The organism is Streptomyces sp. DH10 (genome assembly GCF_029813805.1).
In the GTDB taxonomy this organism is placed as follows: domain Bacteria; phylum Actinomycetota; class Actinomycetes; order Streptomycetales; family Streptomycetaceae; genus Streptomyces; species Streptomyces coeruleofuscus.
In genome coordinates this window covers 737,253-763,686 of sequence record NZ_JARVKU010000001.1, presented here as the reverse complement: position 1 = coordinate 763,686, position 26,434 = coordinate 737,253, and the positions used below count along the sequence as shown (strand labels likewise).

Below are 26,434 nucleotides of genomic sequence, written 5' to 3'. Positions count from 1 at the left end.
TCCCCTATGCCGGGTATGCATGTGTTTGCGTCGCCTTGACCGTCGCCCAGACCGGGGCGCCGGGGTGCAGGTCGAGTTCGGCGGCGGCGACCGTGGTGAGGTCGGCGGTCAGGGGGAGTTCGCCGGTGAGGTCCGCGCGGATCTGGTCGCCGTGCGTCTCCAGTCCGGCGACCTCGCAGTGCCAGAGGTTGCGGGCGCTGGAGCCCGTGGGGCGGTCGCGGTACAGCGTCACCGCCCCGGGTGGGAACGCCACGAAGGCCGGGCCGGAGAGTTCTTCCGTGGTCGTGATGGCCGGGCCCGCGTCGAGCCGGACGGTGTGGCCCTCGGCCCGTCCCCGGTAGAGGTTGAGGCCGACGAGCCGGGCGATGTAGTCCGTGCGGGGATGGCGGGCGATGTGGGAGGGCGTGCCCTCCTGGACGACGTGGCCGTGCTCGACGACGACCAGGCGGTCGGCCAGCACCATGGCGTCCAGTGGGTCGTGAGTGACGAGGACGGCCACGGCCTCGAACTCGGCGAGATGACGCCGGAGCTGGGCACGCACCTCCAGACGGGTGCGGGCGTCGAGTGCGGCGAGGGGCTCGTCCAGGAGCAGCAGCCGGGGCCGGGTGGCCAGGGCCCTGGCCACGGCCACGCGCTGGGCCTGGCCGCCGGAGAGACGGCGGGGCTTGGCGCCGGCGTGGTCGGCCAGGCCCATACGGTCCAGCCACTCGGCGGCCTGGGCGCGGGCCTCGGCCTTGCTCGCGCCCCGGCAGCGCGGGCCGAAGGCGACGTTGTCCAGGGCGGTCAGATGGGGGAAGAGCAGGTAGTCCTGGAAGACGACGCCGACGGGGCGGGACTCGGGCGGAACGGCGTCCAGCCGGGCGCCGTCCAGTCGCAGATGACCCGACGTGAGGGGCGTGAGCCCCGCGAGTGCGCGCAGGGCCGTCGTCTTGCCGGCGCCGTTCGGGCCGAGCAGGGCGACGACGTCCCCGGGGGCGGCGGTGAGTGCGACGTCCAGCCGGAAGGTGCCGCGGTCGACGACGAGGTGGGCGTCGAGGCCTTCGGCGAGGACGCCGGTCGAGGTGTCGTCGAGGTCGGTCATCAGGGTTCGTCCAGGGGTTAGGAGGCCGTCATCCAGCGGTCTCGCAGCGCTGCCAGTACGGCGATGGACACCGCCAGCAGTACCAGGCTGAGGGCGATCGCCGCTGCCGGATCGTTCTGGAGGGCCAGGTAGACCGCCAGGGGCATGGTCTGGGTGCGGCCCGGGAAGTTGCCCGCGAAGGTGATCGTCGCGCCGAACTCGCCGAGGGCCCGCGCCCAGGCCAGTACGGCACCGGCCGCGATGCCCGGCGCGATCAGCGGCAGGGTGACCCGGCGGAACGCGGTGAAGCGGGAGGCGCCCAGGGTGGTGGCCGCCTCCTCGTAGCGCGGGTCGGCGGCCCGCAGGGTGCCCTCCACGCTGATGACGAGGAACGGCATCGCCACGAACGTCTCGGCGAGGACGACACCCGTCGTGGTGAAGGGCAGGGTGATCCCGAACCAGGAGTCGAGCCACTGCCCGATGACGCCGTTGCGCCCGAAGGCGAGCAGCAGGGCCACGCCGCCCACCACCGGCGGCAGCACCAACGGCAGTGTCACCAGGGCGCGTACGAAGCCCCGGCCGGGGAACCGCGTGCGGGCCAGCAGCCAGGCCAGGGGCACGCCGACGACCAGGCTCAGAACCGTCGCCGCCGTGGCGCACAGGAGCGACAGCCGGAGTGCCTCCCACACCTCGGCGCTCGTCAGCTGCTCGGGGAGGCTGCGCCAGGGCGCCCGCACGAGCAGGGCGATCAGGGGCAGGAGCAGGAACGCCAGGCCGACCAGGGCGGGCACCAGCAGGGGAATCGGCACCGGCCGGGTCCGACCGCGGTGGCGATCGCGGCGGGGCCGGCTCACCAGGGTGCCGGTCACGGCTTGAGGAACCCGGCCCGGGACAGCACCTTCTGGCCCTCGGCGGACCTCACCAGTGCCATGAACGCCTTCGCCGCCTCGGGGTTGGGGGCGTTCTTGAGCAGGGCGATCGGATAGTCGTTGACGGCCTCGGCCGACTCGGGGAAGTCCACGCCCTCCACCTTGTCACCCGCCGCCCGCACGTCGGTCTTGTAGACGACGGCGGCGTCGGCCTCCTTCAGCTCCACCTTGGTCAGGGCGCTCTTGACGTCCTGTTCGTACGAGACGGGGGTGAGTTTCAGGCCGCCGGCGTCCAGCGCCTTCCGGGCGGCGGTACCGCACGGCACGCTCTCGTCGCACAGGACGACCTTCAGGCCGGGCTTGGTGAGGTCCTTCAGGGAGGAGATCCGGTCGGGGTTGCCCGGCAGCGTGGCGATCTCCAGCTGGTTGCGGACGAAGGTGGCCGGCGTGCCCGCCGCGTCCTGCTTGGCCGTCACGATCGCCATGGTCCTGGTGCTGGCGGCGGCGAAGACATCGGCCGGGGCCCCGCCGGTGATGCCGGCGGCGAGGGTGTCGCTGCCGCCGAAGTTGAAGGTGACCTTCGTGCCCGGATGCTCCTTCTCGAACCGCTTGCCCAGGATCTTGAAGCTCTCCTCGAGGGAGGCCGCGGCGAAGACGGTGATCGTGCCGGAGGGTTTCGCCGAGGAGGAGCCCGCGCCCGTGCCCGGGTCGGACGAGGAGCAGGCGCTCACAGTCAGCAGCGCGGCCGCGGACGCGCCTGCGGCCTGGAGGATCCGGCGCGTCCGGTGCGCGGAACGGGTCATCTCGGGGCCACTCCCTCTGAGGACGGATGGAAGAGCCCGCAGGCCCCTCCGGTACGCCGATCATACTGGCGCATCTGCGAGGTGGAAGACTGCTGTGGCATCGCATGAGCCAGGGAGAGTGGAGCCCTGGGTGTGTATGTGCGTTCCTCTGGATCTCAGGGTGCCTCTACGGCTCTCAGGTCCGGTCGATGTGGACGTTCGTCGACTTCACGCGGGCCGTCGCCTCCATGCCGACCTCCAGGCCCAGTTCCTCGACGGCCTCGCGGGTGAGGAGGGAGACCAGGCGGTGCGGGCCGGCCTGGATCTCCACCTGGGCGGCGACATCGCCGAGCTTGATCGCGGTGACGATGCCGGGGAAGGCGTTGCGGGCGGAGGTGTACGGGGCGTCCTCCTCGGTGGCGCCGGACCTGGCCAGTTCGACCGAGAACGCGGCCAGGTCCCGTCCGTCGACGAGCCGCCGCCCGGCCTCGTCGCGGTGGGTGGTGATGCGGCCCGCGTCCGCCCAGCGCCGGGCGGTGTCCGGGCTCACGCCGAGCAGTCGTGCTGCCTGGCCGATCGTGTAGGACTGCATGCCGGTCACGATAGGGGCGCGGGGCGGGAACGGCGGATGCGGGGTTGGCCGTTGGGTATAACGCGATATAGCGTTAGTCGTCGAGTGGGTGGGCCGCGTGCCGCGCCCGGAGAGATCGGGGAGATGTGATGGCGGGGGACCTCTCGCGTACCGGCGGATCGCTCGAGCTGAGGGCCTCGCACGCGGACCGGGACCGGATCGTGGACGTGCTGCGCGTCGCCGCGGGTGATGGCCGGCTGACCTTGGAGGAGCTGGAGGAACGGCTGGAGGCCGCGCTGTCCGCCCGTACGGTGGGCGAGCTCGCCGTGCTGACCGCGGATCTGCCCGAGGTGGTGGGCGAGACTCCCGTCGAGGCCCAGGAGGTCGTCCGGATCGAGCAGGAGGGGTCCTCGACCCGGCGTGGTGACGGCTGGGTGGTGCCGCGGCGGCTGGAGATCCGATCGGCCTGGGGCGAGGTGACGCTCGACTTCACCGACGCGGTGATCACGCGGGACACGCTGCACATCGACCTGGACATGCGGGCCGGCGCCCTGAAGCTGCTGACCCGGCCGGGGGTCGTGGTGGACACCGGCGAGCTGGTGACTAACTACTCCCAGATCAAGGCGCGTGGGGCGGCCGACGCCCCGGTCGAGCTGCGCGTGCGGATCACCGGCGAGATCGACTACGGGCAGCTCGTGGTCCGGCCGCCCCGGAGGGGCTTCGGCCGGCGCAGACCGACGGCCTGACTCAGCCCACGTGCACCTTCGGCCGCCGTTTGCGGTCCGGTTCCGCCTCGCGCAGGACCTCGCGGGTCACGGGGGCGACCTCGCCCTGGCCGAACAGGAAGAAGCGCAGGAGGTTGGCGAAGGGGCCGCCTTCGGTCCACTCGAAGTAGATGTGCGGGGTGCTGCCGGTCAGGTCGCGGACGTACAGGAGGAGCGCGGCGAGGGCGTTGGGGACGGAGGAGGACTCCAGGGTCAGGACGCGGTAGCGGCCGTGGAGCACCTCGCCGCCCACGGTCAGGCCCGCCTCGAACTCGGACGGGTCGGTGACCGTCACCTCGACGAAGACGAAGTCCTCCTGTCCGGGCACGTCGTTGTCGTGCCGGATCTGCTCGATCTTGTCGCGGTACTCCGCGATGTCGCGCCGGTCGGGTTCGTTGGCGATGAACCGCATCCTGCGGCTGGCCATGTCCCGGACGAAGCGTTCCGCCATGGGGTCGAGCGTCACGCTGGTCACGCGGAGCTCGAACGACCGGGCCAGCCGTGACAGCAGGGAGACCAGGATGATGCCGGCGATGAAGCAGGCGCCGATCTTCACGCCGTCCGGGCGCTCGATGACGTTCGCCACGGTCGTGTAGAGGAACACCGCGGAGATGACCGCGAAGGCGAGGGTCCAGTTCCGCTGCCGGGCCTTGTGGGCGGCGATGGTCACCGCGATCGCGGCGGAGCTGATGAGGACCAGGACACCGGTGGCGTAGGCGCCGCCCTGCGCGTTGACGTCGGCGTCGAAGATCCAGGTGACCAGGAAGGCGATCAGGGTGAAGACGATGACCATGGGGCGGACGGCCCTGGCCCAGTGCGGGGCCATGCCGTAGCGGGGCAGATAGCGCGGCATCAGATTGAGCAGACCGGCCATCGCGGAGGCGCCGGCGAACCACAGGATGGCGATCGTCGAGGCGTCGTAGACGGTGCCGAAGGTGTTGCCCAGGTAGTCGTGCGCCAGATAGGCCAGCGCGCGCCCGTTGGCCTGGCCGCCCGCCCCGAACTCCTTCTCGGGGATGAGGAGGGTGGTGATGAAGCTGGTGGTGATCAGGAAGCCGCTCATGATGAGGGCGGCCGTGGTGAGCAGCTTCTTCGTGTCGCGGATGCGGCCGGTCGGCCGTTCCTCCGTGTCGTCCGGGTCGCCCTTGACGTGCGGCATCACGGCCACGCCGGTCTCGAACCCGGACAGCCCGAGCGCCAGTTTCGGGAAGACGAGCAGGGCCACTCCGATCATGACGAAGACATTGCCGTGCTGCGTGGTGAGGGCGCCGGCCCAGTCGGTGACCACATGGCCCGCGGTGACCACGTGGTAGAGGCCGACGGCCACCACGACCACGTTGAGCGCGAGGTAGGCGCCCACCAGGGCGACCGCGACCCCGATCGCCTCCAGGAAGCCCTTGAGGAACACGGCGCCGAGCAGCGCCACGAGGACGAGGGTGATCAGCAGCTGCTTGTCGTGCAGGACGCCGGTCAGGTGCGGGTTCTCCACGAGGTGGGTGGAGGCGTCGGCGGCCGACAGGGTGATGGTGATCAGGAAGTCGGTGGCGGCGAAGCCCAGCAGGGTCAGCACGAACAGTTTGCCCTGCCAGAAGGAGAGCAGCCGTTCCAGCATCGCGATCGAGCCCTCGCCGTGCGGGCTCTCCTCTGCCACCCGGCGGTAGACCGGCAGGGCGCCCGCCAGGGTGACGATCACCAGCACGATCGTCGCGACCGGTGAGAGCAGTCCGGCGGCGAGCGCCGCGATGCCCGGCTGGTAGCCGAGGGTGGAGAAGTAGTCGACGCCGGTCAGGCACATCACCCGCCACCAGGGCCGGCCCTGGTGCGGGGGCTCCGGTTCGGCGTGGGGGCCGGTGTGGCCGCCGTCCTTGCCCATGTCGGACAGGCCCTGAAGCATCCAGGCGCGCAGGCGACTGGGCGGAACGGGCTCCGTACGGCTCGGTGGCGGGTGCTCAGTGGTGGCCATCGACGTGCTCCCGAGGTGCGGTTCAGCGTGGTTCCGGCCATCACTGGACGGCCGCATCAGCGTAAGCGGAGCGTGATGCGATGGCCTGTGGATGAGGGGGTTGAGCGCGTCAAGCTTCCGTTAAGACTGGGCGCGAGGGCGGTCGAAGGGAGGCGTGGTGCGTCAAAGCGCGAGTTGAGAGCCTGTTGGCCGGTCGCGGAGTCGCGCCTCCTCCGCGTGCGGGCAGCGGCTGTGCGCCGACCGAGCGTTGAACACCCTGCGTGATCGTGCAGCGTCGGCGGCGGGGCGCTGGCCTTCCTGTGGCCGAAATCCGGTGGCATGCAGCACGGCTTCGTAACGTTCGCCATGTGATCCGAATGTTTCGGCACGTTGTTCGGACGGCGTCGGCGAGTGACGGGGTGCGGCCCGCCTCGACCCCGGGGCTCCGACTGCGACCTGGAGCGCGCGCACGGAGTCAGTCGCACCGCGCACCGTCACCCGCGGGCCAGGAGGTTACCGGCATCCGGGCCGGCGGACCGGACCTTCCCGTCTTCTCGCTCGGCGACGGCGACCCGGGTCGCCGAACTCGCGGGCGTCGCCGGTCCGCAGGGGCTCCCGGAGGGGCGGCCTTCGACGGCTTCGAGTGCGCCCCCGCCTCCCCCGACCGTGCTTCCCGGAAGGCGGCGGAGACCCACGGCTCGACCGAGCACCCCCAAGACCCGTGCGCCGACGGCAGATTCACCGTGCACAGGGGGTTGCCACCGTTTGGCGCCTGTCTCTAGGGTGCGGCATCAACGAAGCTTTCTGGATCTCTTCCGAAACTTTCGATCCAGTGGACGGACGCGGGAGCGCCGTCCCGTACTCAAGGAGCGCATGATGGGCGACCCGGCACTGTCCCGCCGCGGCTTCCTGGCGGCCTCCGCCGCGGCCGGTCTCGGAATGACGACACTGAGCGCATGCGGCGGGGACTCGGACGGAGGGTCGTCGGGGACGACCACGATCGAGTGGTGGAACATCTCCACCACCGAGCCGGCCAAGACCGTCTGGGCCGCCCTCGCCCGGAAGTTCGAGGCGCAGAACCCCAAGGTCAAGATAAAAATCGTCCAGATGGAGAACGACGCCTTCAAGTCGAAGATGACGGCGCTGACCTCCTCCGGGAAGCTCCCCGACATCTTCCACACCTGGGGCGGCGGCGTGCTCAAGCAACAGGTCGACGCCGGACTCGTCGAGGACCTCACGGACCGGACCAAGCCCTGGGGCGACGCCCTGCTCCCGGTCGCCAGGGAGCCGTACCTGATCGACGACAAGGTCTACGGCATCCCGTTCGACATCGGCATGATCGGCTTCTGGTACAACAAGGCCCTCTTCGCGAAGGCCGGCATCAGCGCGCCCCCGACCACCTGGAGCGGCTTCCTCGAGGCCGTGCGCAAGCTGAAGACCGCCGGTGTCACGCCCCTGGCGCTGGCCGGCAAGGAGAAGTGGCCCGGCATGTACTACTGGGCCTACCTGGCGATGCGCACCGCCGGCGCCGGGGCGCTGGAGAAGGCCTACGCCGACAAGGACTTCACCGGCGCCCCCTTCGTGGAGGCGGGAGAGCACCTCAAGGAACTCGTCGCCCTCCAGCCGTTCCAGAAGGGCTTCCTCGGAGCCGCCTACAACAGCCCCACCGGCCAGGCGGCCGCCGTCGGCAACGGAAAGGCGGCCATGGAACTCATGGGCCAGTGGGCGCCCGTGGTGCAGGCCGACGCGGGCAAGGGCCTCGGCAAGGACCTCGGGTTCTTCCCGTTCCCCGCGGTCGAGGGAGGCAAGGGCGCCCTCACCGAAGTGTTCGGCGGAGGCGGCGGGCACGCCCTGCGCCGGGGCGCCCCGCAAGCGGCCGTCGACTTCCTGAAGTTCTTCGCGTCCGAGGCCACCGACCTGGAACTGGTCAAGAAGACCGGCACCCTGCCCGTGGTCCCGGCGGCCGAGAGCGCCATCGCCGACCCCAACATCAAGGCCGTACAGGAGCAGTTGACGAAGGCCACCGGCTTCCAGCTCTACCTCGACCAGGCGTACGCGCCCGCCGTCGGCCAGGAGGTCAACGACAGCGTCGCCGCGCTCATCGCCGGGTCGAAGTCGCCCGGGCAGGTCGCCGAATCGATCACGAAGACCGCGAAGGAAGAGCAGTAACCGGCGATGACCTCCACGTACCTGCCGGACAAACGGACCGGCCGCGACGCCGGCCCGCCGCCCCCGGCCAAGGACCGGGCCCGGAGCCGGGCCCGGCGGCGGACGCTGAACTGGCTGACCGCGACCGGCTTCCAACTGCCCGCGCTGGTGCTGTTCATGGGGCTCGTGCTGCTGCCGATGCTGTTCGCGCTGTACGCCGCGTTCTTCCGCTGGGGCGGCTTCGGCATGCCCACCGACTACATCGGCGGCGAGAACTTCACCCGGCTCTTCCAGGACGAGATCTTCCTGGGCGACCTGTGGCGCTGCCTGGTCCTCGTCGTGCTGTCGCTCGTCGTCCAACTGCCGTTCGCGCTCGCCATGGCCGTCCTGCTCAACCAGCGGATGCGCGGCCGGGCGGTCTACCGGATGCTGTTCTTCGCGCCGTACGTCCTGTCCGAGGCCATCACCGGAATCCTCTTCGGCATGATCTTCGCGCCGGACGACGGCTTCGCCGACCAGGTCCTCGGCAAGATCGGACTGGACGGGCTGGGCGGGGAGTGGTTCGCCGATCCGTCCACCGTCATGGCGACCCTGTTCCTCGTCATGACCTGGAAGTACTTCGGCTTCCACATGATGCTGTACCTGGCCGGGCTCCAGGCCGTCCCCAGGGAGCTGACCGAGGCGGCCCTCATCGACGGGGCCGGCCCCTGGCAGCGCTTCCGCAACGTGACGCTGCCGCTGCTCGCGCCCACCCTGCGCATCAGCGTCTTCCTGTCGGTCATCGGCGCCATCCAGCTCTTCGACCTGGTGTGGGTGACGACCGCGGGCGGACCGGACCACCACTCCGAGACCATGGCCGTGACCATGTTCCAGTACGGGTTCAAGCGCTACCAGGTCGGCTACGCCAGCGCGATCAGCGTGGTCATGTTCGGCATCAGTCTCGTCTTCGCCCTCGCCTACCAGCGGTTCGTGCTCCGGCGCGACCTGGAAGGGGCCACCACGACCATGCGGGGAGACGGAAAGTGACGCACAGTCGGACATCCCGCAGGGGCCGGAACCTCCCTCTGCACCTCGTCCTGGTCCTCGTCGGCGCGGTCATGGCCGTCCCCCTGCTCTACGCCGCGCTCTCCGGTTTCAAGTCCACCGACGAGCTCTCCCGCAACCCGGTCGGCCTGCCCGAGTCGTGGGTGACCTCCAACTACACCCAGATCCTCGGCTCGGGGGACTTCTGGCGGCTGATCGGCAACAGCACGCTGATCGCGGTGGGCACGACCGTCCTGGTCGTCGCGGTCTCCGCGCTGTCGGCCTTCTCCTTCGCGCGGTTCGCCTTCCGCGGCCGGGAGGTGCTGTTCACGCTGTTCACGATGGGGCTGATGTTCCCGTTCGCGGTGGCGGCCCTGCCGCTGTTCCTGCTGCTGCGCTCGCTGGGCCTGCTTGACAACCCGCTCGGCGTGATCCTCCCGCAGGCGGCCTTCGGACTGCCGATGACCATCATCATCCTGCGCGGCTTCTTCCGGCAGATCCCCGGCGAGCTGGAGGAGGCGGCGACGCTCGACGGATGCAGCTCGTTCGGCTTCTTCTGGCGGGTGCTGCTGCCGATGGCGCGGCCCGCGCTCGGCACCGTCTCCGTGCTGGCCGTCGTCACCAGCTGGAACAACTTCTTCCTGCCGCTGCTGGTGTTCACCGAGGCGCAATGGTGGACGCTGCCGATCGGCGTGCAGCAGTTCCAGGGGCAGTACTCCGCGGAGTACGCCAAGGTCTTCGCCTATCTGGTGCTGGCCATGGTCCCCGCCCTCGCCTTCTACTCGGTCGCCGAGCGTCAGCTCGTCGGCGGCCTCACCGCCGGCGCGACGAAGGGCTGACGCGCGCCGCGGACGTACGGCTCACCCGCCCCAGCTCTCGGCTTCGCCCGAGCAGGGGGACCCCGTTTCGATCGTGAGGAGTCGCACCATGCGCAAGACCGCTACACGGCTCAGACTCGCCGGGGCGCTCGCCGCCGCGCTGATGCTCGGCGGCATCGCCACCGGGCCGACGGCACAGGCGGACGAGCGGCACGGCAAGGAACCGACCCTCGCGGACCTCGCCCACCGGCACGGCCGCTACTTCGGCAGCGCCACCGACAACCCCGAGCTCGTCGACGAGCCGTACAAGGCCCTCCTCGGCAGCGAGTTCGACCAGATCACGCCCGGCAACGGCATGAAGTGGTACGCGACCGAGCCCCAGCAGGGCGTGTTCGACTTCTCCCAGGGCGACGAGATCGTGAACCTCGCCCGCGCCAACCGGCAGAAGGTGCGCGGCCACACCCTGGTCTGGCACAGCCAGCTGCCCGGGTGGCTCACGGAGCGGGAGTGGACGGCCCGGGAGTTGCGAGCCGTGCTGAAGAAGCACGTCCAGGCCGAGGTACGGCACTACCGTGGCAAGGTCTTCGCCTGGGACGTCGTCAACGAGGCGTTCAACGAGGACGGTACGTACCGCGAGTCGGTCTTCTACAAGACGCTCGGGCCCGGTTACATCGCCGACGCGCTGCGCTGGGCGCACCAGGCCGATCCGCGCGTCAAGCTGTACCTCAACGACTACAACATCGAAGCGATCGGTCCGAAGAGCGACGCGTACTACAAGCTGGCCAAGGAACTGAAGGCCAAGGGCGTCCCGCTGCACGGCATCGGCCTCCAGGCCCATCTGGCCCTCCAGTACGGCTATCCGACGACCCTGGAGGACAACCTCCGTCGCTTCTCCCGGCTCGGCCTCGACACATCGCTCACCGAGGTCGACATCCGGATGCAGCTGCCCGCGACCGAGGAGAAGCTGGCCCAGCAGGCCGAGTGGTACCGGGACCTGACCGAGGCCTGCCTGGCGGTGCGCCGCTGCGTCGGCATCACCCTCTGGGACTACACGGACAAGTACTCGTGGATCCCGGCGTTCTTCCCTGGCGAGGGCGCGGCCCTGCCGTGGGACGAACAGCTGGCCCCCAAGCCGGCGTACTTCGCGCTCCGTGAGGCGCTCGGAGGGAGGTAGGGAGGCGGGGGCGACCTGCCGTACGGAGCGCTGGGTGCTGGGTGCTGGGTGCTGGGCGCTGGGTGCTGCGCGGGTGTGCCGGGGCGAGTCGGCTCTGGCGGGCGGTGGGTCGCGCCCGGTTGGGCCGTCGGGCGGGGCTGGGCGGCTTTCGCGGGTGCTGGGTCCGGGCCCTGCCCAGCACTGGGCCGCGCTCTCGTCGGTGCCGGTCCTGCGTTCCCGTCGGGGGCGGGCCCTCGATCCCCGCGGCGCTGGGGCGCGCTTTCGTTGGCACCGCTTGCGCTCCCGTCGGTACGGGGCGACGCCCCTCATCGAGGCCGGGCCAGCGCTCCCGTCGGTACTGAGCCACGCCCCTCGTCGAGCCGGGCCGCGCACCCGTCAATGCCGGGCCCCGGCACCCCGGCCGGCTTCCGCCGCCCCCCGCAGGCGGATTCCTCAGGTTCTCCCCGCCGGAGGCGCCGTGCTGGCCCGGATCACCAGGTCCGTGCCCAGTTCCACCCGCGGTGAGCCGGGCTGTTCGTCGCGGGTGAGTCGGAGGACCGTGCGGGCGGCCAGTTTGCCCATGTCGGCCAGGGGTTGCCGGACCGTGGTCAGCGGCGGAGCCGACCAGCGGACTTCCGGAAGGTCGTCGAAACCGACCACGCTCATGTCCTGCGGTACTCGCAGCCCGCGTCGGCGCAGTGCCTCGATCGCGCCGAGCGCCATCTGGTCGCTGGCCGCGAACACGGCCGTCGGCGGCTCGGGCAGGCCGAGCAGGGTGTCGCAGGCGCTGAAGCCGGACTCGGGGCGGAAGTCGCCGGGCACGACGAGGGACTCGTCCATGGCGATGCCGGCGCCCTCCAGTGCCGCGCGGTAGCCGTCCAGCCGGGCCCGGGAGCACAGCAGCCGCGGCGGCCCGGCGATCAGGCCGATCCGGCGGTGGCCGAGGGACAGCAGGTGCTCGGTGGCCGCCATGCCGCCCGACCAGTTGGCGGCACCGATGGTGGGCGCCTCCAGGGCGGGCGAGCCCGCCGGGTCGACGACGACGAGCGGGACGCCGAGAATGCGCAGTTCCTCGTGGAGCGTGGGCTCCAGGGCCGAGGTGACGAGGATGACGCCGTCGGAGGCTCGGGCCCGGAGGTTGCGCATCCACTCGCGGGCGTCGCCCGATCGCCCGTGGATGGCCGACACCACCGTGCCGACCCCGGCCGCGTGCGCGACCTCCTCGACCCCGCGGATGATCTCCACGGCCCAGGGGCTGTCGAGGTTGTTGAAGACCAGGTCGAGCAGGGCGGCACGGGTTCCCGGGGCCGCGGGACGCTTGCGGTAGCCGTGCCGGCGCAGCAGGTCCTCGACGCGGGCCCGGGTCTGCGGCGACACGTCGGACCGGCCGTTGACGACCCGCGACACGGTCGGCACGGACACGCCGGCCTGCCGGGCGATCTCCGTGATCGTGACCTTGCCCGCGGACTCGGCCTCACTTGCTGCCACTTGCCCCACCTCCGTCGACGGGTGACCCCGAAACTTCCAGGAGTCTTCCGGAAAACAGGGATCCGTGGGAAGGCTGTGCGCGGGCATGAACGGGACGTCGCGGGAGGTGACGGGGAGTGACGGCACCCGGACACGCGTCGGGGCCGGTTCGCAGAGTGTCCTGCGGCCGGCCCCTCATGTCTGCGGGCGGTACGCACGCCGCCCCGGCGGCCTCAGGCGGCCGTCATCACCTGGCTGGAGGCCAGCGGACGGTGCGGGTCGATGACCCGGCCGTCCGGCAGGAGCTCGCCGGTGTCCTCGAAGAGCACCACGCCGTTGCACAGCAGGCTCCAGCCCTGCTCCGGGTGGTGCGCCACGAGACGGGCGGATTCCCGGTCGGCGGATTCGGCTGACGGGCACGGATTCTGGTGCTGGCACATGGGTGGGATCTCTCGCTGTGTCGTGGTGGATGGGATGGCTGAGTCGGTTGTCGTGTCTGTTCCGCGGCTAGAAGTGTCGTTCATGGCCGCCCCCCGTTGTGATAAGTCGTCGGAACCCAGTGTTGCCCTACGGGCGTCGATCCGCAGGGATTTCGCGGCACGGCTTCTCACAGGTTCATGACGCATCACCCGCGCGGACGGTTCAGCCCAACTGCACTGTCACTTCGGATGGTTCGTGGTGGCCGAATAGGGCTAGTCCGATCGAGCAGGTGGTCCATAACAGCTCGTACGAGCCATCAGGCGCTCGTACGAGCAAAATCAAAAGGACGCTCGTACGGGCGAACTCATAGTGTGCGCTTCCGAGCGGGAAAAAGGGGCGACCCCGCCGCCGGGGAATTCGGCGACGGGGTGCGGAGAGCTTCGGGGCGCGGTGCTTCAGGCGGGTGAGCCGAGCAGTCGCGTGGGAGTCACCCGGTGGGTCAGCACCGGAAGCAGTTCGGCGACGCGGTGCGGGCGATGGGCCGCGATGCCGGGAGGTGCGGGGGCCAGCGGGACGAGCAGATCGGTGGCGGCGGGATGGCCGGTGGCGCCGTCGGCGGTGCAGTCCTCGTGCAGCCAGAGCGTCAGCATGTACAGGCCGGGTACGGAGAGGAGCCGGGGCTGGTACGGCTGCGGCATCGTCTCGGCCTGGCGCAGGGCGCGCTCGGTGGAGGTGATGTACGGGCCCTCGAAGAAGCGGGAGAAGGCCCAGCCGTCGGGAGTCAGCATGGTCTCCGCCGCGGCCACCGCGCGGTCGCCGATGCGGATCAGGAAGCGCCACCCGGTCAGCCGGGTGGCCGACACGCCCTCTGCCGTGACCCGGTCGAGGACGTGGACGGGCAGGGGGAGCTCGGGAGTGGCGGGCCCCTGGGCGCGGAGCAGGGAGGGAGTTCGGGCCTCGCGAACCGCGGTGGGAGAGGAGAGCGCAGTGAGGACGGAACGGAGTGCGGGCGCGGGAGCCGGCGGGACATGCAGCGGCATGGTGGGTCGCCTCTCATTCAAAGGCACGGCGGCACGAGGGCGGGGGCGGACGGCGCTGTCAGCTCACGGGGGTCAGAGAGGCAGGGGCCAGGGTCTCAAGAACGAGAGGGGGTGGGGTCCGCCGAACATCGCCTCGACGGCATGACCCATCGACCGTGGGCGCCAACCTTCTGCCTTGTTCGCGGAGTTTATACGACACGGGTTCGGACTGTGTTTCGTCTAGCCGTTTCCGGTGAGTAGAACAAGGGTACATTCGGTCGGCGATACGCGAGAATTATCCCGATTCCACGCGGGGTGTGCGGCGATGACCTCGGCGAATGCCCCCGCGGCGGTCGGCCCATTCTCGTTGGCGTTTTTCACGAGTCCGCACTACCCGAAAAACCCGGCCTGTGTGTCATGCCGAGTGAATGTGCCACCGGTCATACGTGACCAGCGTAGCGGTCGGCGGGTCCGCCCGGGACGTTATCGATCGCTTTCGCTGGGCATCCTCCACCTGACCGGGACCCCGGCGGCCGGATCTTCGGCCCCGCATCATCCGAGGAGGGACGCTTCGATGGGGGAGAAGGTCGTGGCAGGCCGGTTCGACCTGTCCGATCGCCAGCGCTACCGCGACAAGCTCCGTCGGTGTCTGACGGGCTTGGAGCGACTCCTGGCGGAGAAGCGGTTCGATCGCCCCAAGAACCTCATGGGGCTGGAGATCGAGTTGAATCTCGCGGGCACCGACGGCATGCCGAAAATGTTGAACGCGCAAGTCCTGGAACGTATCGCGAGCCGCGATTTCCAAACAGAACTCGCCATGTTCAACCTGGAAGTCAACATTCCTCCACACCGTTTGGGTGGCCGGGTATTCGACCGGCTCGCCGAGGAGCTCCGTACGTCACTGGCATATGCTGACCGGAAAGCCGGCGAGGTCGACGCGGGAATCGTGATGATCGGCATTCTGCCGACCCTGGACCGGGACGACCTGGTGTCGTCGAACCTCTCCGACGTCGACCGCTACACCCTCCTCAACGATCAGATCGTGGCCGCCCGCGGCGAGGAGTTCACCCTCGACATCGCCGGCGTGGAGCACCTGAGCTGCACGTCCAAGTCCATCGCGCCGGAGGCCGCCTGCACCTCCGTGCAGCTGCACCTCCAGGTCACGCCGGCCCGCTTCGCCGACGTGTGGAACGCGGCCCAGGCGGTCGCCGCCGCACAGATCGCCGTCGGCGCCAACTCGCCCTTCCTCTTCGGCCGTGAGCTGTGGCGCGAGTCGCGGCCCCCGCTGTTCCAGCAGTCCACCGACACCCGCCCGCCCGAACTCCAGGCCCAGGGCGTCCGGCCGCGCACGTGGTTCGGGGAGCGCTGGATCAGCTCGGCGTACGACCTGTTCGAGGAGAACCTGCGCTACTACCCGGCGCTGCTGCCGATCTGCGACGACGAGGACCCGCTGGAGGTGCTCGACCAGGGCGGCGTCCCGAGCCTCGCCGAGCTCGTCCTGCACAACGGCACGGTCTACCGCTGGAACCGCCCGGTCTACGGCATCGCCGACGGGGTCCCCCACCTGCGCGTGGAGAACCGCGTCCTGCCCGCGGGACCGACCGTCATCGACGTCGTGGCCAACGCCGCGTTCTACTACGGCGTCGTCCGCGCCCTCGCCGAGGAGGCCCGGCCGGTGTGGTCCCGGCTGCCGTTCGAGGCGGCCGCCGCCAACTTCGACGCCGCGTGCAAGGACGGCATCGACGCCCGCTTCACCTGGCCCCGGCGCGGCCGCTACGGCGGGACCACGCAGGTCGACGCGGTGAGCCTGGTCCGCGACGAGCTGCTGCCGCTCGCCGAGGCCGGGCTGGACGCGTGGGGCGTGGAGCCGGCCGACCGTGATCTGTACCTGGGTGTGATCGAGGAGCGGTGCCGGCGCAGGGTGAACGGGGCGAGCTGGCAGGCCGCGACCTTCCACAAGGCGCTGGACGCGGGCCACCCGAGGGACGCCGCACTGGCGGCCACGACCCGGCGCTACCGGGAGCTGATGCACAAGGGGGAGCCGGTGCACACCTGGCCCGTGGGGTCGCCGGAGCCGGTGCCGTTGGGCTGATGCGCCGCCGGGCCGATGTCCCGCTGCCCTCATACTGATCCGACAGGTCGGTGAAGTGGAGGCAGGTGTGCAGGCGGAGGCGGGCCCGGTGGCCGACGATTCCATTCCCCAGCAGCGGCTCTCACGGCGGATGCTCCGCAACGAGACGCTGCTCGTGCTGGCCCTCTCGCTGGGTGCGAGCGGAGTCTCCGCCCTGATCAGCTTCATCGGCTCGGTCACCAAGCCCGGCGGGCTGAAGGACCAGGCGGCGACCCTGAACGCCTCGGCCGCGCCCGGCCGTCCCTGGCTCGACCTGGCCTGGCAGCTCTTCGGAATCACCACCGCGCTCGTGCCCGTCGTGCTCGTCGCGCACTTCCTGCTGCGCGAGGGCGCGAGCCTGCGCAGCCTCGGCTTCGACCGCACCCGGCCCTGGCCCGACCTCGGCCGCGGGGCCGCGATCGCGGCGGCCATCGGCAGCACCGGAATCGCCTTCTACCTGGCCGTCCGGGGCCTCGGCTTCAACCTCACCGTGGTGCCCGAGGCGCTGCCCGACGTGTGGTGGAAGTACCCCGTGCTGATCCTCTCGGCGATCCAGAACGCGGTGCTGGAGGAAGTCATCGTCGTCGGCTACCTGCTGCGCCGCCTCGACCGGCTGGGGTGGACGCCGATGGCCGCGCTGGTGGGCAGCTCGGTCCTGCGCGGCTCGTACCACCTCTACCAGGGCATCGGCGGCTTCATCGGCAACATGGTCATGGGCGTGGTGTTCGTCTACCTGTACCGCCGCTGGGGGCGAGTGGGCCCGCTGGTGGTGGCCCACTCGCTGCTCGACATCGGTGCCTTCGTGGGATACGCCCTGCTGGCGGGCAAGGTCGGCTGGCTGCCGACGGCGTGAGAGGCCTGGCAAGGGTGTCTCAGGCCAGCAGCTCGCCCTCGATGACGGTGACGGCCCGGCCGGTCAGCAGGGTGCGGTCGCCGCGCAGCTCTGTGCGGACGCGGCCGGAGCGGGGCGAGGCCTGGAGGCCGGTGAGGTGGGGGCTGCCGAGGCGCGCGGACCAGAACGGGGCGAGCGCCGTGTGGGCGCTGCCGGTCACCGGGTCCTCGTCGATGCCGACGTTCGGGAAGAAACAGCGCGAGACGAAGTCGTAACCCCGGTCGGGGTCGTCCGCGCGAGCCGTGGCGATGACGCCGCGCTCGGAGTGGGCGGCGAGGGCCCTGAGGTCGGGGCCGAGGCCGTGCACCGTCTTCTCGTCGGCGACCTCGACCAGCAGGTCGCCGACGTTCGGGCCGGTGTCGAGGACCGTGAGCGGCTCGGTGCCCAGGGCCTCGGCGAGGCCGTCCGGCGGGTCGACCCGGGTGAGCGGAGCCGTCGGGAAGTCCAGCGTGACGGAGCCGTCCTCGGCGGGCGTGGCGAGGAGGACGCCGCTGCGGGTGGCGAACCGTACCGGGCCCTCGTGGGTGCCGGTGGTGTGCAGGACGTGGGCGGTGGCCAGGGTCGCGTGACCGCACATCGCGACCTCCGCGGCCGGTGTGAACCAGCGCAGCGCCCAGTCGGCCTCGCCGCCCTCGGGGAGGGGACGGGCGAAGGCCGTCTCGGAGTGGTTGACCTCGAGGGCGATGTTCTGGAGCCAGGTGTCGTCCTGGAAGGCGTCCGGGTCGTTCAGGAGAACGACCCCGGCCGGGTTGCCGGAGAAGGGGCGATCGGTGAAGGCGTCGACGATGTGAATCCGCATGCCCGGACGCTAGAGGTTCGCTGAAGCGGCAGGCCAAGGCCAATTCGCTAGTACTGGCCCGGTTTTCCCCGTGCGTGTGGCCCCGGGCCGGGCCTTGCCATCCCAAACACTACCGATATATCGTTGAGGTATCGCGACAGATCAACGATGGAATGGAGAGTGTTTGCGATGCATACTCACGGATTCGAGCACGGGCATGGCCACGGCGGACCCCGGCACGGCGGCCGGGGCGCTTTCGAGGGGCTGCGTGCGGCCTTCGGGCCCTTCGGGCCGGGCGGTCCCGGCTGGGGCGGGCCCGGAGGCCCGGGCTTCGGTCCCGGGCCCTGGGGCGGACGAGGGCGAGGCGGGCCGAGGGGCAGGGCGCGGCGCGGTGACGTACGGGCCTCGATCCTGGCCCTGCTCAAGGACCGGCCGATGCACGGTTACGAGATGATCCAGGAGATCGCCGAGCGCAGTGGCGGGGCGTGGAAGCCCAGTCCCGGCTCGGTGTATCCCACCCTCCAGCTGCTGGAGGACGAAGGCCTGATCGCGAGTGAGTCCGAGGGCGGCAAGAAGCTGTTCGCGCTCACCGACGCGGGCCGCGCCGCGGCCGAAGAGGGGCCCGAGGCGCCCTGGGAGGAGGCTTCCCGCGGTGTCGACTGGGAGGCTCTCGGCGAGATCCGCCAGGCCGGCTTCGGTCTCATGGAGGCCTTCGGCCAGGTCTGGAAGACCGGCAGCAAGGAGCAGCGGGAGAAGGCGCTCGGCGTCATCAACGAAGCCCGCAAGAAGCTGTATCTGATCCTCGCCGACGAGGACTGATGAGTGGTGACGAGGGCTGACGCGGCCTGACGAGGGCTGATGAAGCCCGAGAGATCGAGCGTCGTCCGAGCGCGGTGCTGAGCAGGCGCCCCGTGGAGTGATCCACGGGGCGCCTCGGCCTGTGCCGGGTGTGTGCCGCCGGTGCCCGGGGTGTCAGGTCACCAGGCCGTCCAGCTTGCGCAGCGACTCGTTGAGGGCGGCCGTGGCCGAGTCCTTGAGTCTGCCCGCCATCAGCGACACCGTCGCACCCGTGAACTCGCCGTCGATGCGCACCGTCGTCGCGTCGCCGTCGGGTGTGAGGGTGTAGCGCGTCGCGACGGTCACGCCCATCGGGCCCTTGCCGCGGATGGCGAGCACCCGGGCCGGTTCCAGCGTCTCGACGGTCCACTCCACCTCGGCCGGGAAGTTCATGAGCCGCATGTTCTCCTGGAACGTGGCGCCCACTTCGAGGGGCTCGGGACCGCCCGACGGGAAGCTCGTGTGGGTCGCGTTCCACTCGCCGTACGCGGACCAGTCCGTGAGCCTGGCCCACACCTTCTCGGCCGGCGCCCCGATGTGTGACTCCGCGCTGACTTCGGCCATGCGACCACCTCTTCACGTCGGGCTGGGATGTCGCGGAACGTAGCCGCGACGGCCCCAATGTTCAATACTGATGAACCGTCAGCGCTCCGGGATGCCCGGTGAAACGACCTGATGTCCTCCGTAAGGAGGAGATTCCGGCCTGCGGTGTCCACTTTCCGTGGGACGCGAAGATGCTCCGCTCCGAGGATGACCCGGCCCCTCGGGACTGATGGGGTAGGGGGTGTGCAACCCCGCATCCCCCGCCATTCGGCGCATGAGCACGGCATCCACCGCGCGGAGAACGATGCCAGGCTCAGTGACGAGCTGGCATCGGTGGTCACCGGTGCCCGCCGGAGAGCGGTCAGGGACGCTGACCGGCAGATCGACACCGCCCATCTGCTCCACTCGCTGCTGGAGTCCGACCCCGAGGCGCGTGCCGTCGTCGGCGAGGGGCCGCAGATCGCGCGGCTGCTCGGCTATCTCGTCCAGCGCAGCATCGGATACGGCCTGCGCTGGCAGAGTCACGACGAGGACTCCGGCGCCGTCCCCGTCGTGACGGAGACCGCGGGCTTCTCGCCGCTGGCCGCGGCCTCGATGGAGTACGCCCGCGGACGTGCCGCGCTGCACGGGGGACCGGCCCGCGGTGTCGACCTGCTCGCGGCGATCGTCGTCGACTCGCAGTCGCGCGCGGTCGAGGTGCTCCGACGTGCCGGGATCGACCCGCACGCGGTGCTCGCCCGGCTCGAAGGCTGGTCCGCGCGGCCTCAGGAAGACCTCGACCGGTCCGAGGAGCGCGCGCACCGGTCCCAGGAGTGCGTGAGCGGCGAAGGCGCCCACTGACCGGGTCCACTGCCGAGCCGCTTCTCGCGTCCGGAGAATGGGACAGGTGCCATAAGGGATGACGCTCCTGTCATGGCCTGTCATCATGTGCCGGTGCGTACGTCTGACAGCAGCCCCAGCATCCCCAGGCACGGCAAGGGTGTGGGCCTCGGCCTCGCGCTCCTGTCCGCGGTCGCCTTCGGCGGATCCGGTGTCGCGGCCAAGCCGCTGATCGAGGCGGGCCTGGACCCGCTGCACGTGGTGTGGCTGCGTGTGGCCGGGGCGGCCCTGGTGATGCTGCCGCTCGCCGTGCGCCACCGCGCGCTGCTGCGCCGCCGGCCCGCACTGCTCGTCGGGTTCGGGCTGCTGGCCGTCGCCGGTGTCCAGGCCTGCTACTTCGCGGCGCTCTCCCGTATCCCCGTCGGGGTGGCGCTGCTCATCGAGTACCTGGCGCCCGCCCTGGTCCTGGGCTGGGTGCGGTTCGTGCAGCGGCGGCCCGTGACGCGTGCCGCGGCCGTCGGTGTCGTCCTCGCCGTCGGCGGACTCGCGTGCGTCGTCGAGGTGTGGTCGGGGCTCGGCTTCGACGCCCTGGGACTGCTGCTCGCACTCGGCGCGGCCTGCTGCCAGGTCGGCTACTTCGTCCTGTCCGACCAGGGCAGCGACGCCGGGGACGAGGCGCCCGACCCGCTCGGCGTCATCGCCTACGGCCTGCTCGTCGGCGCGGCCGTGCTGACCGTCGTCGCCCGCCCCTGGAACATGGACTGGTCCGTGCTCACGGGCACCGCGCGCATGGACGGCACGCCCGTCGCCGCGTTCGCCCTGCTGGCCTGGATCGTCCTCGTCGCCACGGTCGTCGCGTACATCACCGGCGTGCTCGCCGTGCGGCGGCTCTCCCCGCAGGTCGCCGGTGTCGTGGCCTGTCTCGAAGCGGTCATCGCGACCGTCCTGGCCTGGATCCTGCTGGGTGAGCACCTGTCGGCGCCGCAGCTCGCCGGTGGCGTGATCGTGCTGGGGGGCGCGTTCATCGCACAGTCCTCGACGCCCTCGAAGGGCTCCGGACAGCCGGTGGCGAGCGGCGGCCCGGAAAGGACGTTGTCCCGGCCCGGCAGGGCCGCATAAGCTGCCGATCATGCCTTCGAACGCACTCGTTCTTCCGCCTCCGGCCGCCTGAGGCGGGCCCTCCGGAATCCGCGCCCGGCGTGTCACCGCCGGGCCGAACGGTGCTGCCCGCAGACGAAGTCCGCGGCCCCCGCTGATCCGACGTGATCCGGGGCCCTTCCCGAACTTCCGCGCACCAGCCGCCGCCGATCCCGCGCGGCGCGCCGTGCGCGTCTGCGGAGAGAACACGTGTCGAACACTGCCTCCGGCCTGCCCGTAGGGCGAGGCCTCCTCTATCTGATCGTCGCCGGTGTCGCCTGGGGCACCGCGGGCGCGGCCGCATCACTGGTCTACCGGGCCAGTGACATGGGCCCGGTCGCCCTCTCCTTCTGGCGCTGCGCCGCCGGACTCGTGCTGCTGCTCGCCGTCCGCCTCGTCCGGCCGCGCGCCCGGGCCGCCGTACGGGAGCCGCTGGGCCGCCGGACGCTGCGAGCCGGCGTCACCGGAATCGGGCTCGCGGTCTTCCAGACGGCCTACTTCGCGGCCGTCTCCGCCACCGGCCTCGCCGTCGCCACGGTCGTCACCCTGGGCGCCGGACCGGTGTTCATCGCGCTCGGTGCCCGGCTGACGCTGGCCGAGCGCCTCGGCCGGGGCGGAACCGTCGCCGTCGCGGGCGCGCTCACCGGGCTCGCGGTCCTCGTCCTCGGCGGCGGGGGTACGACCGTGCGCCCGTGGGGTGTGCTGCTCGCGCTGCTGTCCGCGGCCGGGTACAGCGTGATGACGCTGCTCATCCGCCGGTGGGGGCGTGGCGGCGGGGCCGACGCGTCCCGGACGACCGTCGGGGCCTTCGCCGTCACGAGCCTGTGCCTGCTGCCGTTCGCCCTGTCCGAGGGGCTGCTGCCGCACACCGAGGACCCCGGCCGGCTTCTGGCCCTGCTGGCGTACGTCGCCGCCGTCCCCACGGCCCTTGCCTACGGCCTCTACTTCGCTGGTGCTGCCGTCGTACGGTCGGCCACCGTCTCGGTGATCATGCTGCTGGAGCCGGTGAGCGCGGCGGTGCTCGCCGTCGTCCTGCTCGGTGAGCACCTCACGGCGGCGACGCTGGCCGGGACTTCGCTGATGCTGGGCTCGGTCGCGGGGCTCGCGGTGGGGGAGGCGCGCGGCGTAAGGGCCAAGGAGCCGGTGATGCTGGTGTGACCACCGGGCGGGGAGCTGCGGCCGGTTGCGCGGCTCCCCGCGCCCCTTACCGCGCCCTCAGGTACTCGGGCAGCTCGGTGCCGGGGGCCAGGTCGGGGTCGGCGATCGGAGTGCCGTAGGTCTTGCGCACCGGGACCACACCGGCCCAGTGCGGCAGGCCGAGGTCCTCCGGTTCGTCGTTCACGCCGCCGGTGCGCAGCTTGGCGGAGACCTCGTCCAGGTCGAGGCGGAGCACCGCGGTGGCGGCCAGCTCCTTCTTGTTGGCCGGCCGCGAGTCGGCGGAACGGCCCGGCACGACGTGGTCGACCAGGGCGTCCAGGGCCTGCCGCTTCTCCTCGGGGTCCGTCACGTCGTGGGCGACGCCGTGCACCACCACGGAGCGGTAGTTGATCGAGTGGTGGAAGGCCGAACGGGCCAGGACCAGCCCGTCGACGTGCGTGACGGTCAGGCAGACCGGGAGACCCGGGTCGGTCTGGCCGGCCGCCCGCAGCGGGCGCGAGCCCGTCGACCCGTGGACATAGAGCCGCTCGCCGACCCGGGCGTACAGCGTGGGCAGCACGACCGGCGCGCCGTCGCGGACGAAGCCCAGATGGCAGACGTAGGCCTCGTCGAGTATCGAGTGCACCAGTTCCCTGTCGTACGAGGCCCGGTCCGGCGCGCGGGTGGGGACGGTGCGGTCGGTGGGGGCGTAGGCGGCGGGTCGCGACGGCGTCTGCGGGGTCCCCTGCATGGCGGTCTCCATTGCATTAGTGCATAATCTGTTTTGTGCTAGGAGAGTATCGGATCAGCGGGCGTCGCGCAGCGGACATTTCCGCGAGCATCGAGCGGGCGGTGGGGAGCGGTGAGCTGCGCCCCGGCCAACCACTGCCGCCCATGCGGGAGTTGGCGGAGCGGCTGGGGGTGAATCCCAACACGGTCGCGGCCGCGTACCGGATCCTGCGGGAGCGCGGGGTCATCGAGACCGCGGGCCGGCGCGGCAGCCGGGTGCGGCCCGCTCCGGCCACGACCGGGCGGGACCACATCAGGGTCGACGTCCCCGAAGGCGTGCGTGACGTGTCCAGCGGCAATCCGGACCCGGCGCTGCTGCCGGCCCTCGCGGCGGCGTTCGCGGCGGCGGCCGCCGAGGGCGACCGTGCTCCGGTCCTGTACGGCGAGGCGCCCGTGGATCCCCAACTGGCCCGGATCGCCCGGGACTCGTTCGACGCCGACGGGGTGCCGGAAGGGCCGCTCGCCGTGGTCTCCGGAGCGCTCGACGCCGGGGAGCGGGTCCTGGCGGCCCACCTCAAGCCCGGCGACACCGTCGCCGTCGAGGATCCCGGCTGGAGCCGGACCCTGGACCTCGTCCCGGCGCTCGGGTTGCGGACCGTCCCCGTCGGCCTCGACGACGAGGGGCCGTGCGTCGACGACGTACGGCGGGCGCTGGAGGCCGGGGCGCGTGCCCTGATCGTCACGGACCGGGCGCAGAACCCGACCGGAGCCGCGGTGAGCGCCGCACGCGCGCGTGCCCTGCGGTCCGTGCTCCGGGAGCACCCGGAGACCCTGCTCATCGAGGACGACCACGGGCACGGCATCGTCGACGTAGCCCTCCATCCGCTGGCCGGAGCCACCCGGCACTGGGCGTTCGTCCGCTCGGTCGCCAAGGCGTACGGCCCCGATCTGCGCCTCGCCCTGCTCACCGGGGACGCCGTCACCGTCGACCGGGTCCATGGCCGGCAGCGGCTCGGGCCCGGCTGGGTGAGCCGGCTGATGCAGCGGGCGCTGGTGCGGCTGTGGGCCGACGGGGTGGTGGACACGCGCGCGGTCGCGGCGGCGTACGGGAGGCGCCGGGACGCGGTGATCGGCGCGCTCGGCCGGCGCGGTGTCGTGGCGCAGGGGCGCAGCGGCATGAACGTGTGGGTGCCCGTGCCGGACGAGACCGGCGCCGTCGCCCGGCTGCTGCACGCGGGCTGGGCCGTCGCCCCCGGCGCGCGCTTCCGGCTGAGCGCGCCGCCCGGCATCCGGGTCACCGTCTCCACGCTCGCCGAGGACGAGACGGAGGCGCTGGCGGACGCGATCGCCTCGGCCCTGGGGCCGGCGCCGGCGCGGAGTTATGTCTGAGGCTCCGGGGTTGGGGTGTCCTTGAACCGGACCGAGCCATCGCATCCGAGGCGTCCCGAGCCGGTCACATGCGGTCGTCCGCCGAACCGCCCACGCGCACGCCGGACGCCCCGGCCCTTCGGCCGGACCTGCGTGAGTGCCGCGCCGATCAGGACGATCACCGCCCCGACCGGTGTCGACCAGGTGAGCGACTCGCCCAGGAGGGCGACGCCCGCGGCCGTGGCGATGACCGGGATGAAGTACGTGACCATCTGGGCGGTCGTCGGCCCGACCTCGGCGACCAGGCCGTACTGGAGGAGGACGGCGAGGCCCGTGCCGAGTGCGCCCAGGGCGGCGATCGCCAGCAGCGGCCCGACGGACAGGCTGGTGGGCAAGGTGGTGAACAGTGGGGTGACGACGGCCAGTTGGACCGTGGCGAGCAGCAACTGCGCGCCGGTCATCGACAGGTGCGAGTGGCTGGTGCCGGCCAGGGTGCGGCGGACGTAGATCCAGCCGATCGGGTAGCTGAGGGAGGCCAGCAGGGCCAGTGCCGTGCCGGTGGCGTCCAGGCCGTGGAAGCCCTGCCAGGCGCCCAGCACCGTGAGCACTCCGAGGAAGCCGAGCCCGAGTCCGGCGACCCGCACCCGGGTCGGGCGGTCCTCCGACAGGGCGACCAGGGACAGCGCCATGCCCCACAGTGGCGACGTCGCGTTGCAGATGCCCGCCAGCGTGGACGGGATGGTCAGCTCGGCGTACGCGAACAGCGAGAACGGCAGGGCGTTGAGCAGGAACGCGGCGACCGTCAGATGCCCCCAGGTGCGCGCCCCGCGCGGCAGCCGCTCGCGGCGTACCGCCATCGCAGCGGCGAGCACCGCCGTGCCGAAGACCAGCCGTCCGAGCGTGACCTGGAACGGCGCGTACCCCTCGGTGCCCACCTTGATGAGGAGGAAGCTGAAGCCCCAGATCAGGGACAGGGCGGCGAAACGGAGACGCCAGTCGAGGCGGCGACGGGGGCGGTCGCCCGAGGGGGTGGCGACCCGGTTGGCAGTGGTGACGGTGCTCATGGAAACCACGATGGCGGGCAAGAACCTCGTAGCACAATCGAGATTTCACACCCGGTATTGCGTAGCATTGCTTACATGTTGAACTTGGAACGCCTGCGCACCCTCGACGCCCTCGCCCGGCACGGCTCGGTCAGCGGCGCGGCCGAGGCCCTGCACATCACGACGTCCGCCGTCTCCCAGCAGATGTCCAAGCTGGAGCGGGAGGTCGGGCAGCAGCTCCTCGCCAAGAACGGCCGGGGCGTGCGGCTCACCGACGCGGGCCGGCTGCTCGCCGAGCACGCCGCGCGCATCCTGTCCCAGGTCGAGCTCGCCCAGTCCGACCTGGAGGCGCAGCGCGGACAGGTCGTCGGCGAGCTGAGACTCTCGGCGTTCCCGACGGCCGCCCGCGGCCTGTTCCCGCTCGCGCTGTCCGCGCTGCGCGAGCGGCATGCCGCGCTCCGGCTGCGCTCCTGCGAGCTGGAACCGGAGGCCGCCCTCGCCGGGGTCGTGCGCGGAGACCTCGACCTCGCCGTGGTGCTCGACTGGTACAACAAGCCGATGGCGCTGCCCGACGGCCTGGTCAAGGCGCCGATCATGGACGACCCCGCCGATGTGGCCATGCCCGCGGACCACCGGCTCGCCGGGCGGGACGAGGTGGATCTCGCGGAGTTCGCCGACGACGAGTGGATCACCTGGGGCGAGGGCGAGTTCTGCCACGAGTGGCTGATGTTCACGCTCCGCTCGCAGGGCATCGAGCCGCTCGTGGGCCACCGCGCCGCCGAGACCCACACCCAGCTCGCGCTGGTCGCCGCGGGCCTCGGCGTGTGCGTCGCCCCGCTGCTCGGCCGCCGTCCCGTGCCCGCGGGGGTCGTGACCGTCCCTGTCAGACAGCGGGTCCGGCGGCACGTGTACGTGGTCTGGCGCGCCGACGCCGACCGCCGCCCGTCGATCCGCGCCGCGGTGAAGGCCCTCCAGGCGGCGGGGGAGAGCCTCGGCTGAGCCCGG

Annotated in this window: 25 protein-coding genes; 13 read left to right on the top strand and 12 right to left on the bottom strand. The window is 71.5% G+C overall.

All coding sequences use genetic code 11. The features are described from left to right. Positions 1–4: 4 nt before the first annotated feature. The 4 genes from QC385_RS03400 to QC385_RS03385 form a co-directional block, all read right to left on the bottom strand. On the bottom strand, positions 5–1,081 hold the full coding sequence (locus tag QC385_RS03400) for an ABC transporter ATP-binding protein (RefSeq protein WP_279539727.1): 1,077 nt from the start codon (positions 1,079–1,081) through the stop codon (positions 5–7). Positions 1,082–1,098: 17 nt separating this feature from the next. Further along, positions 1,099–1,917, bottom strand: coding sequence for a molybdate ABC transporter permease subunit (gene modB, locus QC385_RS03395; protein WP_279539768.1), 819 nt, complete (start codon positions 1,915–1,917; stop codon positions 1,099–1,101). Positions 1,918–1,925: 8 nt separating this feature from the next. After that, positions 1,926–2,732 (bottom strand): molybdate ABC transporter substrate-binding protein, encoded by an 807-nt coding sequence (gene modA / locus QC385_RS03390; RefSeq protein ID WP_279539726.1) that lies wholly within the window; start codon positions 2,730–2,732, stop codon positions 1,926–1,928. 175 nt (positions 2,733–2,907) lie between these two features. Further along, on the bottom strand, positions 2,908–3,303 hold the full coding sequence (locus tag QC385_RS03385; protein ID WP_279539725.1) for a TOBE domain-containing protein: 396 nt from the start codon (positions 3,301–3,303) through the stop codon (positions 2,908–2,910). Positions 3,304–3,431: 128 nt separating this feature from the next. Between QC385_RS03385 and QC385_RS03380 the strand changes: the two genes are divergently transcribed. After that, positions 3,432–4,028: a DUF1707 SHOCT-like domain-containing protein gene (locus tag QC385_RS03380; protein ID WP_279539724.1), complete on the top strand. Its 597-nt coding sequence runs from the start codon at positions 3,432–3,434 to the stop codon at positions 4,026–4,028. Position 4,029: 1 nt separating this feature from the next. Here the strand turns inward: QC385_RS03380 and QC385_RS03375 are convergent, their stop codons facing one another. Then, positions 4,030–6,009 (bottom strand): amino acid transporter, encoded by a 1,980-nt coding sequence (locus QC385_RS03375; protein ID WP_279539723.1) that lies wholly within the window; start codon positions 6,007–6,009, stop codon positions 4,030–4,032. A gap of 855 nt (positions 6,010–6,864) precedes the next feature. Here QC385_RS03375 and QC385_RS03370 point away from each other — a divergent pair. The 4 genes from QC385_RS03370 (at position 6,865) to QC385_RS03355 (ending at position 11,151) form a co-directional block, all read left to right on the top strand. Further along, a complete protein-coding gene (locus QC385_RS03370; RefSeq protein ID WP_279539722.1) occupies positions 6,865–8,157 on the top strand; it encodes an extracellular solute-binding protein in 1,293 nt (430 codons plus the stop codon). Between the two features lie 6 nt (positions 8,158–8,163). After that, the gene (locus QC385_RS03365) at positions 8,164–9,162 is read left to right on the top strand and encodes a carbohydrate ABC transporter permease (protein WP_279539721.1); all 999 of its coding nucleotides are present in this window, start codon (positions 8,164–8,166) and stop codon (positions 9,160–9,162) included. A gap of 71 nt (positions 9,163–9,233) precedes the next feature. Continuing rightward, complete coding sequence (locus tag QC385_RS03360; protein ID WP_279539767.1) at positions 9,234–9,998, top strand: carbohydrate ABC transporter permease; 765 nt, start codon at positions 9,234–9,236, stop codon at positions 9,996–9,998. 88 nt (positions 9,999–10,086) lie between these two features. Next, positions 10,087–11,151: an endo-1,4-beta-xylanase gene (locus QC385_RS03355; RefSeq protein ID WP_279539720.1), complete on the top strand. Its 1,065-nt coding sequence runs from the start codon at positions 10,087–10,089 to the stop codon at positions 11,149–11,151. Positions 11,152–11,583: 432 nt separating this feature from the next. On the opposite strand, the gene QC385_RS03350 is transcribed toward QC385_RS03355, so the two are convergent. The 3 genes from QC385_RS03350 to QC385_RS03340 all read right to left on the bottom strand — a co-directional run bounded on the left by QC385_RS03350 (position 11,584) and on the right by QC385_RS03340 (position 14,057). Next, positions 11,584–12,627, bottom strand: a complete 1,044-nt coding sequence (locus QC385_RS03350) for a LacI family DNA-binding transcriptional regulator (protein WP_443032828.1) — start codon at positions 12,625–12,627, stop codon at positions 11,584–11,586. A gap of 203 nt (positions 12,628–12,830) precedes the next feature. Next, positions 12,831–13,037 carry a DUF5999 family protein gene (locus QC385_RS03345; protein WP_279539718.1) on the bottom strand — a complete coding sequence of 69 codons (207 nt, stop codon included), beginning with the start codon at positions 13,035–13,037 and terminating at the stop codon, positions 12,831–12,833. A 435-nt stretch (positions 13,038–13,472) separates the two neighbouring features. Then, positions 13,473–14,057: a hypothetical protein gene (locus QC385_RS03340; protein ID WP_279539717.1), complete on the bottom strand. Its 585-nt coding sequence runs from the start codon at positions 14,055–14,057 to the stop codon at positions 13,473–13,475. A gap of 553 nt (positions 14,058–14,610) precedes the next feature. On the opposite strand from QC385_RS03340, the gene QC385_RS03335 reads away from it, so the two are divergent. Both QC385_RS03335 and QC385_RS03330 read left to right on the top strand, forming a co-directional pair. Next, positions 14,611–16,128: a glutamate-cysteine ligase family protein gene (locus QC385_RS03335; RefSeq protein ID WP_279539716.1), complete on the top strand. Its 1,518-nt coding sequence runs from the start codon at positions 14,611–14,613 to the stop codon at positions 16,126–16,128. A 67-nt stretch (positions 16,129–16,195) separates the two neighbouring features. After that, complete coding sequence (locus tag QC385_RS03330; protein WP_279539715.1) at positions 16,196–16,999, top strand: CPBP family intramembrane glutamic endopeptidase; 804 nt, start codon at positions 16,196–16,198, stop codon at positions 16,997–16,999. 19 nt (positions 17,000–17,018) lie between these two features. On the opposite strand, the gene QC385_RS03325 is transcribed toward QC385_RS03330, so the two are convergent. Continuing rightward, the gene (locus QC385_RS03325; protein WP_279539714.1) at positions 17,019–17,837 is read right to left on the bottom strand and encodes a PhzF family phenazine biosynthesis protein; all 819 of its coding nucleotides are present in this window, start codon (positions 17,835–17,837) and stop codon (positions 17,019–17,021) included. Between the two features lie 168 nt (positions 17,838–18,005). Here QC385_RS03325 and QC385_RS03320 point away from each other — a divergent pair, with 168 nt between their 5' ends. Further along, on the top strand, positions 18,006–18,635 hold the full coding sequence (locus QC385_RS03320; RefSeq protein WP_279539713.1) for a PadR family transcriptional regulator: 630 nt from the start codon (positions 18,006–18,008) through the stop codon (positions 18,633–18,635). A 153-nt stretch (positions 18,636–18,788) separates the two neighbouring features. On the opposite strand, the gene QC385_RS03315 is transcribed toward QC385_RS03320, so the two are convergent. Next, a complete protein-coding gene (locus QC385_RS03315) occupies positions 18,789–19,217 on the bottom strand; it encodes a type II toxin-antitoxin system Rv0910 family toxin (protein WP_279539712.1) in 429 nt (142 codons plus the stop codon). A 222-nt stretch (positions 19,218–19,439) separates the two neighbouring features. Between QC385_RS03315 and QC385_RS03310 the strand changes: the two genes are divergently transcribed. The 3 genes from QC385_RS03310 to QC385_RS03300 all read left to right on the top strand — a co-directional run bounded on the left by QC385_RS03310 (position 19,440) and on the right by QC385_RS03300 (position 22,310). Beyond that, a complete protein-coding gene (locus QC385_RS03310; RefSeq protein WP_279539711.1) occupies positions 19,440–20,036 on the top strand; it encodes a Clp protease N-terminal domain-containing protein in 597 nt (198 codons plus the stop codon). Between the two features lie 87 nt (positions 20,037–20,123). Further along, positions 20,124–21,134 (top strand): EamA family transporter, encoded by a 1,011-nt coding sequence (locus tag QC385_RS03305; protein ID WP_279539766.1) that lies wholly within the window; start codon positions 20,124–20,126, stop codon positions 21,132–21,134. A 228-nt stretch (positions 21,135–21,362) separates the two neighbouring features. Next, complete coding sequence (locus tag QC385_RS03300; RefSeq protein ID WP_279539710.1) at positions 21,363–22,310, top strand: DMT family transporter; 948 nt, start codon at positions 21,363–21,365, stop codon at positions 22,308–22,310. Positions 22,311–22,356: 46 nt separating this feature from the next. Here QC385_RS03300 and QC385_RS03295 read toward each other — a convergent pair whose 3' ends face one another. After that, positions 22,357–23,040 (bottom strand): pyridoxamine 5'-phosphate oxidase family protein, encoded by a 684-nt coding sequence (locus QC385_RS03295; protein ID WP_279539709.1) that lies wholly within the window; start codon positions 23,038–23,040, stop codon positions 22,357–22,359. 35 nt (positions 23,041–23,075) lie between these two features. On the opposite strand from QC385_RS03295, the gene QC385_RS03290 reads away from it, so the two are divergent. Further along, on the top strand, positions 23,076–24,407 hold the full coding sequence (locus tag QC385_RS03290; protein ID WP_279539708.1) for an aminotransferase class I/II-fold pyridoxal phosphate-dependent enzyme: 1,332 nt from the start codon (positions 23,076–23,078) through the stop codon (positions 24,405–24,407). Here QC385_RS03290 and QC385_RS03285 read toward each other — a convergent pair. Then, positions 24,398–25,450 carry a DMT family transporter gene (locus QC385_RS03285; RefSeq protein WP_279539707.1) on the bottom strand — a complete coding sequence of 351 codons (1,053 nt, stop codon included), beginning with the start codon at positions 25,448–25,450 and terminating at the stop codon, positions 24,398–24,400. The two genes, QC385_RS03290 and QC385_RS03285, sit on opposite strands and share 10 nt — an antisense overlap. A 75-nt stretch (positions 25,451–25,525) precedes the next feature. On the opposite strand from QC385_RS03285, the gene QC385_RS03280 reads away from it, so the two are divergent. Continuing rightward, a complete protein-coding gene (locus QC385_RS03280) occupies positions 25,526–26,428 on the top strand; it encodes a LysR family transcriptional regulator (RefSeq protein WP_279539706.1) in 903 nt (300 codons plus the stop codon). Positions 26,429–26,434 lie beyond the last annotated feature (6 nt).

Bases quoted from the DNA above. Each gene is read 5' to 3' on its own strand.
- QC385_RS03335 (WP_279539716.1), top strand. From the start codon at position 14,611: ATGGGGGAGAAGGTCGTGGCAGGCCGGTTCGACCTGTCCGATCGCCAG.
- QC385_RS03375 (WP_279539723.1), bottom strand. From the start codon at position 6,009: ATGGCCACCACTGAGCACCCGCCACCGAGCCGTACGGAGCCCGTTCCG.
- QC385_RS03315 (WP_279539712.1), bottom strand. From the start codon at position 19,217: ATGGCCGAAGTCAGCGCGGAGTCACACATCGGGGCGCCGGCCGAGAAG.
- QC385_RS03370 (WP_279539722.1), top strand. From the start codon at position 6,865: ATGGGCGACCCGGCACTGTCCCGCCGCGGCTTCCTGGCGGCCTCCGCC.
- QC385_RS03295 (WP_279539709.1), bottom strand. From the start codon at position 23,040: ATGCAGGGGACCCCGCAGACGCCGTCGCGACCCGCCGCCTACGCCCCC.
- QC385_RS03285 (WP_279539707.1), bottom strand. From the start codon at position 25,450: ATGAGCACCGTCACCACTGCCAACCGGGTCGCCACCCCCTCGGGCGAC.
- QC385_RS03365 (WP_279539721.1), top strand. From the start codon at position 8,164: ATGACCTCCACGTACCTGCCGGACAAACGGACCGGCCGCGACGCCGGC.
- QC385_RS03345 (WP_279539718.1), bottom strand. From the start codon at position 13,037: ATGTGCCAGCACCAGAATCCGTGCCCGTCAGCCGAATCCGCCGACCGG.
- QC385_RS03320 (WP_279539713.1), top strand. From the start codon at position 18,006: ATGCATACTCACGGATTCGAGCACGGGCATGGCCACGGCGGACCCCGG.
- QC385_RS03385 (WP_279539725.1), bottom strand. From the start codon at position 3,303: ATGCAGTCCTACACGATCGGCCAGGCAGCACGACTGCTCGGCGTGAGC.
- QC385_RS03380 (WP_279539724.1), top strand. From the start codon at position 3,432: ATGGCGGGGGACCTCTCGCGTACCGGCGGATCGCTCGAGCTGAGGGCC.
- QC385_RS03360 (WP_279539767.1), top strand. From the start codon at position 9,234: ATGGCCGTCCCCCTGCTCTACGCCGCGCTCTCCGGTTTCAAGTCCACC.
- QC385_RS03400 (WP_279539727.1), bottom strand. From the start codon at position 1,081: ATGACCGACCTCGACGACACCTCGACCGGCGTCCTCGCCGAAGGCCTC.
- QC385_RS03280 (WP_279539706.1), top strand. From the start codon at position 25,526: ATGTTGAACTTGGAACGCCTGCGCACCCTCGACGCCCTCGCCCGGCAC.
- QC385_RS03340 (WP_279539717.1), bottom strand. From the start codon at position 14,057: ATGCCGCTGCATGTCCCGCCGGCTCCCGCGCCCGCACTCCGTTCCGTC.
- QC385_RS03355 (WP_279539720.1), top strand. From the start codon at position 10,087: ATGCGCAAGACCGCTACACGGCTCAGACTCGCCGGGGCGCTCGCCGCC.
- QC385_RS03325 (WP_279539714.1), bottom strand. From the start codon at position 17,837: ATGCGGATTCACATCGTCGACGCCTTCACCGATCGCCCCTTCTCCGGC.
- modA (WP_279539726.1), bottom strand. From the start codon at position 2,732: ATGACCCGTTCCGCGCACCGGACGCGCCGGATCCTCCAGGCCGCAGGC.